12 protein-coding genes are annotated in these 13279 nt (G+C 44.6%); all 12 read left to right on the forward strand.

Annotated features, from left to right (window positions below):
* The first annotated feature begins 97 nt into the window (after positions 1-97).
* The 12 genes from HCG69_RS02845 to HCG69_RS02900 all read left to right on the forward strand — a co-directional run bounded on the left by HCG69_RS02845 (position 98) and on the right by HCG69_RS02900 (position 13273).
* Positions 98-1417 (forward strand): MFS transporter, encoded by a 1320-nt coding sequence (locus tag HCG69_RS02845; protein WP_221648771.1) that lies wholly within the window; start codon positions 98-100, stop codon positions 1415-1417.
* A gap of 33 nt (positions 1418-1450) precedes the next feature.
* Positions 1451-2605, forward strand: coding sequence for a galactokinase (gene galK, locus HCG69_RS02850; RefSeq protein WP_002561674.1), 1155 nt, complete (start codon positions 1451-1453; stop codon positions 2603-2605).
* A gap of 305 nt (positions 2606-2910) precedes the next feature.
* The gene (locus HCG69_RS02855; protein ID WP_025867699.1) at positions 2911-4920 is read left to right on the forward strand and encodes a transketolase; all 2010 of its coding nucleotides are present in this window, start codon (positions 2911-2913) and stop codon (positions 4918-4920) included.
* Entirely contained in the window at positions 4920-5354 is a 435-nt protein-coding gene (rpiB, locus tag HCG69_RS02860) for a ribose 5-phosphate isomerase B (RefSeq protein ID WP_195349552.1), read from the forward strand. Before HCG69_RS02855 ends, rpiB begins: the two co-directional genes overlap by 1 nt.
* Positions 5355-5562: 208 nt before the next feature.
* Positions 5563-6966 carry a glycoside hydrolase family 28 protein gene (locus tag HCG69_RS02865; protein WP_025867700.1) on the forward strand — a complete coding sequence of 468 codons (1404 nt, stop codon included), beginning with the start codon at positions 5563-5565 and terminating at the stop codon, positions 6964-6966.
* A gap of 347 nt (positions 6967-7313) precedes the next feature.
* Positions 7314-7592 carry a tetratricopeptide repeat protein gene (locus tag HCG69_RS02870; RefSeq protein ID WP_195349551.1) on the forward strand — a complete coding sequence of 93 codons (279 nt, stop codon included), beginning with the start codon at positions 7314-7316 and terminating at the stop codon, positions 7590-7592.
* Positions 7593-7613: 21 nt separating this feature from the next.
* Positions 7614-7841: a ferredoxin family protein gene (locus HCG69_RS02875; RefSeq protein ID WP_002561679.1), complete on the forward strand. Its 228-nt coding sequence runs from the start codon at positions 7614-7616 to the stop codon at positions 7839-7841.
* A 12-nt stretch (positions 7842-7853) separates the two neighbouring features.
* Positions 7854-8933, forward strand: a complete 1080-nt coding sequence (locus tag HCG69_RS02880; RefSeq protein ID WP_007484986.1) for a 3-methyl-2-oxobutanoate dehydrogenase subunit VorB — start codon at positions 7854-7856, stop codon at positions 8931-8933.
* Positions 8934-9319: 386 nt separating this feature from the next.
* Positions 9320-10084, forward strand: coding sequence for a thiamine pyrophosphate-dependent enzyme (locus HCG69_RS02885; RefSeq protein WP_002561682.1), 765 nt, complete (start codon positions 9320-9322; stop codon positions 10082-10084).
* A 28-nt stretch (positions 10085-10112) separates the two neighbouring features.
* Positions 10113-10466: a four helix bundle protein gene (locus HCG69_RS02890; RefSeq protein WP_221648772.1), complete on the forward strand. Its 354-nt coding sequence runs from the start codon at positions 10113-10115 to the stop codon at positions 10464-10466.
* Between the two features lie 49 nt (positions 10467-10515).
* Complete coding sequence (locus HCG69_RS02895; RefSeq protein ID WP_221648773.1) at positions 10516-11058, forward strand: 2-oxoacid:acceptor oxidoreductase family protein; 543 nt, start codon at positions 10516-10518, stop codon at positions 11056-11058.
* 148 nt (positions 11059-11206) lie between these two features.
* Positions 11207-13273, forward strand: a complete 2067-nt coding sequence (locus HCG69_RS02900; RefSeq protein WP_221648774.1) for a putative porin — start codon at positions 11207-11209, stop codon at positions 13271-13273.
* Positions 13274-13279: the final 6 nt, after the last annotated feature.

Below are 13279 nucleotides of genomic sequence, written 5' to 3' on the forward strand. Positions count from 1 at the left end.
TAACCCACTGTTAACTATCACCGTCAACTGTCAATTGTCTATTGTCAATTAATAACTAAATAACCTAATTTTATAAACTAACAACTTTTTTAAAACCATGACACAACAGAAAAAGAGCTATCTATTGCCTATTGCAATGATGTTCGCCCTCTTCGCTATGATTTCGTTCGTAACAGGATTTACAAACCCGCTCGGACTCATCGTAAAAGAACAATTCAATGCTCCTAACTGGATGACCCAGTTGGGTAATGCAGCAAACTTCATAGCTTATGCCTTTATGGGGCTTCCTGCCGGTATTATGCTGAAAAGAATCGGTTATAAGAAAACAGCATTAATCGCCGTTGCCGTTGGATTTGTCGGCGTAGGAATCCAGTTCCTTTCCGGACAAATTTCTTATGCTCCCGGTGAATTGATCGCTTTCTGGGTATACCTGGGTGGTGCTTTCGTTTCCGGTTTCTCTATGTGTATGCTGAACGCTGTAGTAAATCCGATGTTGAACACACTGGGCGGCGGTGGCAAAAAAGGTAACCAGCTGATTCAGTTCGGAGGTTCTCTAAACTCTATCGCAGCTACTATCGTTCCGGTACTGGGCGGTTATCTGATTGGTACTATCAGCCAGGATACCAAGATTAGTGACGCTAATCCTGCATTGTTCATCGCAATGGGTATCTTCGCTATAGCATTCATTGTATTGGGCAGTATGAAACTTCCGGAACCGCACATGGAGCACGCTTCAGACCACAAGGTGAAAGATACTCACAGTCCAATGTCTTTCCGTCACTTTGTACTCGGAACTGTTGCTATTTTCGTATACGTAGGCGTTGAAGTAGGTATTCCTAACTTCGTAAACTTGTTCCTGACTACTTCTCCGGAAGCTGCCGGCGCAAAAGGTATTGGTATGGATACAGCTATGGCGGGTTCTATCGTAGGTACTTACTGGTTCCTGATGATGATTGGCCGTCTTTGTGGTGGTGCACTTGGTGCTAAGTTCTCCAGCAAAACCCAATTAACTACCGTTTGTTTGTTCGCACTGGGCTTCCTGCTTGTGGGTATGTTTGCTCCGGTTGAGGCTACAATCAATATGCCTGTATTCAAATCAGACATCAGCTTTGGTATGGCTAATGTACCTATCGGTATCATGTTCTTTATCCTTTGCGGTCTTTGTACTTCTATCATGTGGGGTGGCATCTTCAACCTGGCTGTAGAAGGTCTGGGTAAGTACACAGCAATGGCATCAGGTATCTTCATGGTAATGGTTTGCGGTGGTGGTATCCTTCCGCTTATCCAGGGTGGTGTGGCCGACGTAACAAGCAGCTATATGTCAAGCTTCTGGGTAATCTTTGCAGGTGTAGCTTACATGCTGTACTACGCATTGATCGGTTGCAAGAATGTAAACAAGAATATTCCGGTTGAATAAACTATTATATTAACCAATTAAAAAGATATTATCATGGATATAGAACACGTAAGAAGCCGTTTTATTAAACACTTTGACGGAACTACAGGATCAGTTTACGCCTCACCGGGCCGCATTAATCTTATCGGCGAACACACCGACTACAATGGTGGATTCGTATTCCCGGGAGCTATAGATAAAGGCATGATTGCAGAAATCAAACCAAACGGAACCAATACAGTCAACGCATACTCTATCGACCTGAAAGACTATGTATCATTCGGGCTGAACGAAGAAGATGCTCCGAAAGCAAGTTGGGCAAGATATATCTTCGGTGTATGCCGCGAAATGATTAAACGTGGTGTTGATGTGAAAGGATTCAATACTGCTTTCTCTGGCGATGTGCCTCTGGGAGCTGGTATGTCTTCATCGGCAGCACTCGAAAGTACATACGCTTTTGCACTGAATGATCTGTTTGGCGACAACAAAATAGACAAATTTGAACTGGCCAAAGTGGGACAGGCTACAGAACATAACTACTGCGGTGTAAACTGTGGTATTATGGACCAGTTTGCCTCCGTATTCGGAAAAGCAGGCAGCCTGATCCGTCTGGATTGCCGTTCACTGGAGTATCAGTACTTCCCCTTCAAACCAGAAGGTTACCGTCTTGTACTGGTAGACTCGGTAGTAAAACATGAACTCGCTTCATCGGCCTATAATAAGCGCCGCCAGAGTTGTGAAGCTGCTGTAGCTGCTATCCAGAAAAAACATCCGCACGTAGAATTCCTTCGCGACTGCACAATGGATATGCTCAAAGAAGCCAAAGCTGACATCAGCGACGAAGACTACATGCGTGCTGAATATGTGATTGAAGAAATTCAACGCGTACTCGACGTTTGCGATGCACTGGAAGTAGGCGACTACGAAACAGTAGGTAAGAAAATGTATGAAACACACCACGGCATGAGCAAGCTCTACGAAGTAAGCTGCGAAGAGCTCGACTTCCTCAACGACCTGGCAAAAGAGTGTGGCGTAACCGGTTCACGCGTTATGGGTGGCGGTTTTGGTGGTTGTACTATCAACCTGGTTAAAGAAGAATTGTACGATAACTTCATCGAAAAGGCAAAAGAGGCATTCAAAGCCAAATTTGGCAGAAGCCCCAAAGTGTATGATGTTGTAATCGGCGACGGTTCAAGAAAACTCGTATAAATAACAAAAACTAACTTCTATAAAGAGGGACATATCCTAAACAGATGTGTCTCTCTTTTTGTTGATATAAGTACGATAAGGACAAATAGTTATTGTACGCAGCACAAGAAGAGCGCTTTCGGACTTTAAACAAAGATTGAAAAAAGCCCCCTTCTTATGCCCGATAATTAACGTTAAAGACTTATCTTTGCGGAAAAAGCGAAGATAAGCTGCACCTTGGCATAAAAAAATGAACGTGTTCATTTTATTCTGCTCTCAGTTTGCATTATCTTTGCGAAAAATATGAAAACTTAATCATTATAAATATGAACGAAAGCAAACTTATGAACCGTGCAGCGGACAATATCCGTATTCTTGCTGCATCTATGGTTGAAAAAGCCAACTCCGGACATCCGGGTGGTGCTATGGGAGGTGCGGATTTTATAAACGTACTTTTCTCTGAGTTCTTAGTATATGATCCTCAGAATCCCCGCTGGGAAGGACGTGACCGTTTCTTTCTCGATCCGGGTCATATGTCACCAATGCTCTACTCTGTACTTGCACTGACCGGTAAATATACGCTGGCAGAACTGGCACAGTTCCGCCAATGGGGAAGCCCTACTCCGGGACATCCCGAAGTAGACATCATGCGTGGTGTAGAAAACACTTCCGGTCCGCTGGGACAGGGACATACTTTTGCCGTAGGAGCCGCCATCGCAGCTAAATTCCTTAAAGCCCGCTTTGGTGAAGTTATGAGCCAGACTATCTATGCCTACATCTCTGATGGTGGTATCCAGGAAGAGATTTCACAAGGAGCCGGACGTATTGCCGGAACCCTGGGACTGGACAATCTCATCATGTTCTATGACTCCAACGATATTCAGCTTTCTACCGAAACCAAAGAAGTGACGGCAGAAGACGTGGCCATGAAATACAAAGCATGGGACTGGAACGTTATCGAAATCAACGGAAATGATCCTGATGCTATCCGCACTGCCCTCAAAGAAGCAAAAGCAGAAAGCAAACGTCCTACACTCATCATTGGGAAAACCACGATGGGCAAAGGAGCACGTAAAGCCGATGGCAGCAGCTATGAAGCCAACTGTGCTACACACGGTGCACCATTAGGTGGTGATGCCTATATCAATACAATCAAGAATCTGGGCGGAAATCCCGACGAACCGTTTGTTATCTTCCCGGAAGTAGCCGAATTGTACGCCAAACGTACCGAAGACCTGAAAAAGATAGTAGCCGAAAAATATGCAGCAAAAGCCGAATGGGCCAAAACAAACCCGGAATTGGCAGCAAAAATGGCCACCTTCTTTGCAGGAAAAGCTCCTAAAGTAAACTGGGACGCTATCGAACAGAAACCCAATGTGGCCACCCGCGCCGCTTCGGCCACCGTACTGGGTGCACTGGCTACACAAGTAGAGAATATGGTAGTAGCATCTGCCGATCTTTCTAATTCAGACAAGACAGACGGTTTCCTCAAAAAGACACATGCCTTCAAACGTGGCGACTTTAGCGGAGCTTTCTTCCAGGCCGGCGTATCAGAATTAAGCATGGCTTGTGTCTGCATCGGTATGTCACTTCACGGTGGCGTTATTCCGGCATGTGCCACCTTCTTCGTATTCTCCGACTATATGAAACCTGCCATCCGCATGGCAGCCCTGATGGAACAACCCGTGAAGTTCATCTGGTCACACGATGCATTCCGAGTAGGCGAAGATGGCCCTACTCACGAACCCGTAGAGCAGGAAGCACAAATCCGCCTGATGGAGAAACTGAAAAATCACAAAGGCCACAACTCTATGCTTGTACTCCGTCCGGCAGATGCCGAAGAGACCACTATTGCATGGAAACTGGCTATGGAAAATATCTACACCCCGACTGCTCTGATTCTTTCCCGCCAGAACATCGTCAGCCTGCCTACAGGCAACGACTATGCACAAGTGGCCAAAGGAGCTTACATCGTTGCCGGTTCTGACGAGAATCCGGACGTAACTCTGGTAGCTTCCGGTTCGGAAGTAGCCACTCTCATTGCCGGAGCCGAATTGCTTCGCAAAGACGGTGTGAAGGTACGTATCGTATCGGCACCTTCCGAAGGATTGTTCCGCAGCCAGGATAAGGCATATCAGGAATCGGTACTCCCGGCAGGTGCAAAGATTTTCGGCCTCACCGCTGGTCTGCCCGTAAATCTGCAAGGTCTTGTAGGTGCTAATGGTAAAGTTTTCGGTCTTGAGTCATTTGGTTTCTCTGCTCCCTACACAGTGCTGGACGAGAAGCTGGGCTTCACTGCCGCCAATGTGTACAACCAGGTAAAAGAGATGCTATAATGAAAAAAATCGGACTATGCTGTGACCATGCCGGATTCGAACTGAAAGAATTCGTCCGGGGCTGGTTGCAGGCAAAAGGTTGGGAATACAAAGACTTTGGTACTTATTCTGCTGAAAGTTGTGACTATCCTGATTTTGCGCACCCGTTAGCACTGGCAGTAGAAGCTGGCGAATGCTATCCGGGCATTGCCATTTGTGGAAGCGGAAATGGTATCAGTATGACGCTAAACAAACATCAGGGCATCCGTGCCGCGCTTTGCTGGACGGCTGCAATAGCACACCTGGCCCGCCAGCACAACGATGCAAATATACTTGTGATGCCGGGACGCTTCATCAGCACTGAAGAGGCTGATATGATTCTGACAGAGTTCTTCGACACCCCATTTGAGGGAGGAAGACATCAGAAAAGAATTGATAAAATTCCCGTGAAATAAATAAAGATAAAAGAATAAAGAGAGACGCATTACTGTATGTCTCTCTTTATTTTTTATTATAATACTATCCCCCTTTCTACCTCTCCTCCCCCTTATATTAATCAAAAATTACACCCTTTCAATCAAAATATATCGCACAAAAACCGCGTTACTTCGTATTTTTGCATACTTAAAATCCAATATCCATCAAAAAAACAACAAGAAACAAATGAAGAAACGATTTAGCTTCCTGTCTCTACTGTTAGTAACAGCAATTGCTTTTGCCAACCCGATTGACTTTGACAAAGCATTCAAAGAAAGTGCTAAGATTGAAAAACAAATCAAGAAAACCTCTTTCCCAAAACAAACCTACAATATCACTGACTTTGGTGCAAAACCGGACAATGAAACCGAGCCCTGCCACGAAGCCATCAACCAGGCTATTCTCAAATGCAGCCTTGCTGGTGGCGGCACAGTTGTTGTCCCCCAAGGAACCTTTTATACAGGCCCCATTACCCTGAAAAGCAACGTTAACTTTCATCTGCAAGAAGGTGCCGTACTAAAATTCCTCACCGACCAGAGCTTATACTTCCCCGGAGTAATCACCCGTTGGGAAGGGCTGGATTGTTACAACGCCCGCCCACTAATCTACGCCTATGGCGAAACCAATATTGCTATTACCGGCAAAGGAACCATTGACGGTCAAGGCTCCAACGAAACATGGTGGCCCATGTGTGGCGCACCCAAATATGGCTGGAAAGAGGGAATGGTGGCACAGCGCAACGGTGGACGTGAGCGCCTGCTGATGTACGGCGAAACATCAACCCCGGTTTACAAACGCATCATGACTCCGGAAGACGGGCTGCGTCCTCAGTTAATCAATCTTTATGCATGCAGTACCGTCCTGATAGAAGATGTCACACTACTGAACTCTCCCTTTTGGGTGATTCACCCTCTGTTCTGCGAAAGCCTGATTGTACGTGGTGTCAACATATTCAACCGTGGCCCCAACGGAGATGGATGCGATCCTGAATCCTGCAAAAATGTACTGATAGAGAACTGCACTTTTGATACCGGGGACGATTGCATCGCCATCAAATCGGGACGCAATGCAGACGGGCGCAAATGGAATATACCCAGCGAAAACATCATCGTACGCAACTGTAAAATGAAAAACGGACATGGTGGCGTTGTTATCGGTAGTGAAATATCCGGCGGCTATCGTAACCTGTTTGTTGAGAATTGCCAGATGGACAGCCCGAATCTCGACCGGGTGATCCGTATCAAAACCAGTACCTGCCGGGGTGGAATCATCGAAAATGTATTTGTACGCAACATCACCGTAGGACAATGCCGGGAAGCCGTACTACGCATCAATCTGCAATATGAGAACCGGGAACAGTGCAACCGTGGCTTCACTCCTACCGTGCGCAATGTACACCTGAAAAATGTAACCTGCCAAAAAAGCCGTCTGGGAGTGCTTATCATCGGACTGGATGACGACCAGCATGTATACAATATCAGCGTAGAAGATTCTCACTTCAACAACGTAGCCAAAGGAGGCAACGACATCAAAGGTGCTCACGATGTCACTCTAAAAAATCTGTACATCAACGGTGAACTCGTGAAGTAACAAAACGATTGAGAAAAGGCTGTTCCAGATTCATTCTGGTACAGTCTTTCGTATTCTTCCCACCCTATCCGCTCCTTTCTTAACTTTCATTATTACACTGCTTCCTTCTGGCATTATCTACATATGCAATCCCCCCATTTCTTTTTCTACATTAAATCCATTATACGCTAACAATCAGGTAGTTTCTGCTTAAAAACATAAAATAACAAAATGTCGTTAAAACCCACCTATACACCCTCATTTTTGATAAGAAAAAGTACAATAAGGATAAATTTAACCCACGACATAAGCTGTGTATATAAATAAAAAACTATCTTTGTGGTGCAAACTCTGAAACTCATTTAAATATGAAACAATTGGAGACCATAAAAGAGCTTATCAATCAGGGAGATATAAATAAAGCAATTGAAGCCCTTGATGCTCTTCTCACTCAAACAGACTTCGCCCCCAAAGACGAAGTTTACTACCTGCGGGGCAATGCCTACCGAAAGCAAGGCAACTGGCAGCAAGCCCTCAACAATTATCAATCCGCCATCGAGATTAACCCCGAAAGTCCTGCCTTGCAAGCTCGCAAGATGGTAATGGATATTCTGGAGTTCTATCACAAAGACATGTATAATCAATAAACGTAATAAAATCGATAGATTATGGCAAAAATTAAAGGAGCAATCGTGGTCGACACGGAGCGTTGCAAAGGCTGCAACCTGTGTGTAGTGGCTTGTCCGCTCGATGTAATATCACTCACCAAAGAGGTGAATGTAAAGGGGTACAATTATGCCCGCCAAGTATTGGAAGATACCTGCAACGGATGCAGCTCGTGTGCAACGGTTTGTCCGGACGGATGTATCTCTGTGTATAAAGTTAAAGTAGATTAGCAAATTATTATTATGACAGAAGAAGTAGTATTAATGAAAGGTAACGAAGCCATCGCCCATGCAGCCATTCGCTGTGGTGCCGACGGATACTTCGGTTATCCTATTACTCCGCAATCGGAGGTATTGGAAACGCTGGCCGACTTGAAACCGTGGGAAACCACCGGTATGGTAGTGCTCCAGGCAGAGAGTGAAGTAGCAGCTATCAATATGGTATATGGCGGTGCCGGAAGTGGGAAAATGGTGTTGACCTCCTCTTCAAGCCCTGGTGTCAGCCTGAAACAGGAAGGCATCTCTTATCTGGCAGGAGCCGAACTCCCCTGTCTGATCGTAAACGTAATGCGCGGTGGTCCTGGTCTGGGAACCATCCAGCCAAGCCAGGCAGACTATTTCCAAACAGTGAAAGGTGGTGGACATGGCGACTATAAACTGATTGCACTTGCCCCGGCTTCTGTACAGGAAATGGCCGACTTCGTTGGGCTCGCTTTCGAACTGGCCTTCAAATACCGTAACCCTGCCATCATCCTTGCCGATGGTGTTATCGGACAAATGATGGAGAAAGTAGTATTGCCACCGATGAAACCCCGTCGCACGGATGCAGAAGTAATCGAACAGTGTCCATGGGCCACTACCGGTAAAACCAAAGACCGTAAACCCAATATTATCACTTCGCTCGAACTCCGCCCCGAAGAAATGGAAAAGAACAACATCCGTTTCCAGGCAAAATACCGCGTAATCGAAGAAAACGAAGTGCGCTTTGAAGAAATAGACTGTGAAGATGCGGAATACCTGATTGTAGCATTTGGCTCTATGGCACGTATCGGACAGAAGGCAATGGAGCTGGCACGTGAAGAGGGTATCAAAGTAGGTATGCTTCGTCCTATCACTCTGTGGCCGTTCCCCACAAAAGCTATTGCAGCGTATGCCGATAAGGTGAAAGGTATGCTTGTTACTGAGTTGAATGCCGGACAAATGATCGAAGACGTACGCCTGGCAGTAAACGGAAAAATAAAAGTAGAACACTTTGGCCGTCTTGGTGGTATTGTGCCCGATCCGGACGAGATTGTGAGTGCACTGAAAGAAAAAATCATGTAATATACAATGACCATTTACAATTTACAATTTGCCTTGCGGATAAAAGCAAATTGTAGATACTTCAAATCGTAAATGGCTGTGTTCAGTTTTGTAAATTGTAAATGTTTAAATTGTAAATAAAAAGATGAATCCCGATAAAATAAGAAACGTATTGAATATACTTTTCATCATACTCGCTTTAGCGGCTATTATCGTTTACTTTGTAGCAGACGATTTCAAGATATTCATATACGTATGCGGTGCGGCAATCTTTGTCAAGCTGATGGAGTTTTTCATACGATTCACCAACAGATAAGGAGAAAGTTAACAAAAAGACAAGATGCAGGATGGTAAATCCACTTGTCAAATTGTCAACTTAAACCTCATCAACCAAAAAAAATTAAGTTATGACTAAAGAAGAAATAATCAAGCCCGAGAATCTGGTTTATAAAAAACCGACTCTGATGAATGATAACGCCATGCATTACTGCCCGGGTTGCAGTCACGGTGTGGTACACAAGCTCATAGCCGAGGTCATTGAAGAGATGGGAATGGAAGATAAAACCGTTGGTATCTCTCCCGTAGGTTGTGCCGTTTTCATTTACAACTATCTCGATATCGACTGGCAGGAAGCAGCCCACGGACGTGCCCCTGCATTGGCAACAGCCATCAAACGCTTATGGCCGGACCGTCTGGTATTCACTTACCAGGGCGATGGTGACCTTGCCTGTATCGGTACAGCCGAAACAATCCATGCACTCAATCGCGGTGAGAATATCACTATCATCTTCATCAACAATGCCATATATGGTATGACCGGTGGACAGATGGCTCCAACAACCCTCGTGGGTATGAAAACCGCCACTTGCCCCTACGGACGTGATGTAGACTTGCACGGATATCCTCTGAAAATTACTGAAATTGCTGCGCAACTGGAAGGTACGGCATACGTTACCCGTCAATCCGTACAATCGGTTCCTGCAATCCGTAAAGCAAAGAAAGCGATCCGCAAAGCATTTGAAAACTCTATGGCTGGCAAAGGCTCCAACCTGGTAGAAATTGTTTCTACTTGTAGTTCCGGCTGGAAAATGACTCCCGAAAAGTCTAACAAATGGATGGAAGAACATATGTTCCCATTCTATCCGCTCGGTGACTTGAAAAATAAAGAATAATGATTATTCAATATGCCAATGTGCCAATATGCCAATAAAGACTGGAAATATTGTTTTGGATAAGAGTTTTGCATTTGCTTTATCTATCATAAACTATTGCGAAACTCTTGAACAAAACAAAAAATTTGTAGTATCCCACCAATTATTAAAAAGTGGAACATCTATTGGCGCAAATATACATGAGGCACAAAACTGTGAGAGTAGAGCTGATTTTATTCATAAACTCAAAATAGCTGCAAAGGAAGCAGAAGAGACCAAATACTGGCTATTGCTTTGTGAAGAAGCTACAAATTATCCCTATGAAAAGAATCTGCTAAATGACCTCGGCGACATATTGAGATTACTAAACAGCATTATTAATTCGGCCAAACAGCAAATGTAACCCTTAATTGACACATTAGCACATTGGCACATTAGCACATTATTAAAAAATGAAAGAAGAAATAATTATAGCAGGATTCGGTGGACAGGGAGTACTGTCTATGGGAAAAATTTTAGCTTATTCCGGACTGATGGAAGGCAAAGAAGTAACCTGGATGCCAGCTTACGGACCGGAGCAACGCGGTGGAACTGCCAACGTAACGGTGATCGTAAGTGATGACAGAATCTCCTCTCCGATTCTAAGTCAGTATGACACAGCTATCATATTAAACCAGCCTTCGCTCGAGAAGTTTGAGAGCCGTATCAAGCCGGGTGGAATTCTTATCTACGACGGATACGGAATTATCAACCCACCTACCCGCAAAGACATCAAAGTATACCGCATTGATGCTATGGATGCAGCCAATGAAATGAAGAATGCCAAAGCATTCAACATGATCGTACTGGGTGGCTTACTGAAACTACGTCCTATTGTAACGCTGGAAAATGTTATCAAAGGATTAAAGAAAACTCTCCCCGAACGCCATCATCACCTGATACCGATGAATGAAGAAGCCATCAAGAAAGGGATGGAACTGATCAGGGAGGCTTAATTTAGTTGGAAGTTGAAAATTGAAAATTGAAAGTTACTATGCAGCATGGCAGCGCAGCTAACTTTCAATTTTCAATTTTCAACTTTCAATTAATTAAGGTTTCAACTCTGTAAGCTTCAACTTTTTTGTCGTATATTTGCGCCCAATTATGAGACGAATCCTACTTACATATATACTACTCTTTATCGTAGGTCAGTTGGCTATCCAAGCGCAAGTCAACCCAAACAATCCGTACGGAGACCGACAGGATGAATTTGGCAATATCGTAGACCAATATGGCAACCAGATAGACCCTGCCATGCGTCCCCAAAGTCTGGATAGCGCAAATGTAGAAATCCAGGGACTTCCACCCAAACTTTACATGTGGCGTGTCAGCGAAAATCTGGGAAACGTAACCCGTATTCCTGCCGATACAGTCCGACTTAACTACCAGAATGCTAATCTGACAGAAGGTATGACCGGACACTATAATTACTTAGGTAACATGGGTGCTCCACGTATGTCTCGTATCTTCTTTGACCGGCAGGCAGCAGAACCAACTATCTTCATGCAGCCATATTCTTTCTTCTTCGTGCGGCCTGATGAATTTAATTTTACCAATAGTAATGTTCCATATACGAATCTGACCTATAACAAAGCAGGTAACAAAATAAACGGAGAAGAGCGTTTCAAATCTTATTTTTCGGTGAATGTCAACAAGCGGCTTGCTTTCGGCTTCAACATCGACTATCTGTATGGACGCGGATATTACAACCATTCAAGTACCTCATACTTCAACGCAGCTCCCTTTATCAGTTATATGGGAGAGAAATATGAAGGGACTTTGCTGTATAGCTACAACTACCTGAAGAACAACGAGAACGGAGGTATCACGAACGACGATTATATCAAAGATCCCGAGGGTGCAGCAGAAGGTGGAAGAGTGTATGAATCTACCAACATGCCGACAGTGATGAATACAGCCACTTCCCGTAATACTGACAGCTATGTATTCCTGACGCAACGCTACAAACTGGGATTCCATCGCGACCTCCCTCAACAGGAAAATGATACGTTGCCTCCTCAACAAGAGTTTGTGCCCGTCACCAGTTTCATTCACACGATGCAGGTGGAATGGACGAAGCGTAAATTTACGTCCAACGACCAACTGAAAGATTATTACCAAAATACGTACATCAAACCGGGACAACCTTATGTGGTGGATGATTCCACCTCCTATATCGGCATAAAGAATACATTTGGAATCTCCCTGCTCGAAGGTTTTAACAAATATGCCAAAGCCGGGGTCACTGCCTTCATATCGCATAAACTCAGTAAATATGAACTGATGAATGCAGACTCTGTCAGTAAAGATCACTATACAGAAAATGAGGTTTTTGTAGGTGGCGAGCTGGCTAAGCGACAAGGGAAAGTACTCCACTACCACGCCATAGGTGAAGTAGGCTTATTGGGAAAAGCCATCGGACAATTCAACGTAAAAGGAGATATCGATCTGAACTTCCGTTTGGGCAAGGATACGGTGAGCCTGATAGCACGCGCGTCTGTCAGCAACACACTGCCCTCGTTCTACATGCGCCATTATCACTCCAAACACTTCTATTGGGACAATGATAACATGGACAAGGAATTTCGTACCCGCATAGAAGGAGAACTAAACATCGACCGTTGGAAAACGCATCTGAAAGCAGGCGTAGAGAATATCAAGAATTATACTTACTTCAACCAGCAGGCAGTGCCCGAACAATTTGGAGGCAACGTACAGGTAGTTTCGGCTACTCTGGCACAAGACTTTCGCCTCGGCATTCTCCATCTGGACAATGAAGTGACCTGGCAGAAATCAAGTAACAGTACAGTGCTTCCGCTCCCCACTCTCTCGTTGTACCACAATCTTTACCTCGACTTTAAACTCGCAAAGAAAGTATTGAGTGTGCAACTGGGTGCCGATGTACGCTACTTCACTAAATATTATGCTCCGGCCTATATGCCTGCTACCGGACAATTTTACCTTCAATCGTCCAAAGATCAGGTAGAGATAGGTGCTTATCCTATTGTCAATGTATATGCCAATCTGCACCTGAAACGGACACGTTTCTTCGTCATGATGTATCACGTGAACGACGGACTTATAAATCGGCCGAACTCGTTTTATGCTCCCCACTATCCGATCAATCCACGATTGCTAAAGTTTGGAGTTTCCTGGAACTTCTACGATTAATGACCT

It is taken from the genome of Bacteroides sp. K03 (assembly GCF_019734355.1).
GTDB lineage: Bacteria > Bacteroidota > Bacteroidia > Bacteroidales > Bacteroidaceae > Bacteroides > Bacteroides nordii.

Coding starts and splice junctions, on each gene's coding strand:
- HCG69_RS02890 (WP_221648772.1), top strand. CDS start 10,113: ATGCCAATAAAGACTGGAAATATTGTTTTGGATAAGAGTTTTGCATTT.
- rpiB (WP_195349552.1), top strand. CDS start 4,920: ATGAAAAAAATCGGACTATGCTGTGACCATGCCGGATTCGAACTGAAA.
- HCG69_RS02865 (WP_025867700.1), top strand. CDS start 5,563: ATGAAGAAACGATTTAGCTTCCTGTCTCTACTGTTAGTAACAGCAATT.
- HCG69_RS02895 (WP_221648773.1), top strand. CDS start 10,516: ATGAAAGAAGAAATAATTATAGCAGGATTCGGTGGACAGGGAGTACTG.
- HCG69_RS02900 (WP_221648774.1), top strand. CDS start 11,207: ATGAGACGAATCCTACTTACATATATACTACTCTTTATCGTAGGTCAG.
- HCG69_RS02845 (WP_221648771.1), top strand. CDS start 98: ATGACACAACAGAAAAAGAGCTATCTATTGCCTATTGCAATGATGTTC.
- galK (WP_002561674.1), top strand. CDS start 1,451: ATGGATATAGAACACGTAAGAAGCCGTTTTATTAAACACTTTGACGGA.
- HCG69_RS02855 (WP_025867699.1), top strand. CDS start 2,911: ATGAACGAAAGCAAACTTATGAACCGTGCAGCGGACAATATCCGTATT.
- HCG69_RS02875 (WP_002561679.1), top strand. CDS start 7,614: ATGGCAAAAATTAAAGGAGCAATCGTGGTCGACACGGAGCGTTGCAAA.
- HCG69_RS02880 (WP_007484986.1), top strand. CDS start 7,854: ATGACAGAAGAAGTAGTATTAATGAAAGGTAACGAAGCCATCGCCCAT.
- HCG69_RS02870 (WP_195349551.1), top strand. CDS start 7,314: ATGAAACAATTGGAGACCATAAAAGAGCTTATCAATCAGGGAGATATA.
- HCG69_RS02885 (WP_002561682.1), top strand. CDS start 9,320: ATGACTAAAGAAGAAATAATCAAGCCCGAGAATCTGGTTTATAAAAAA.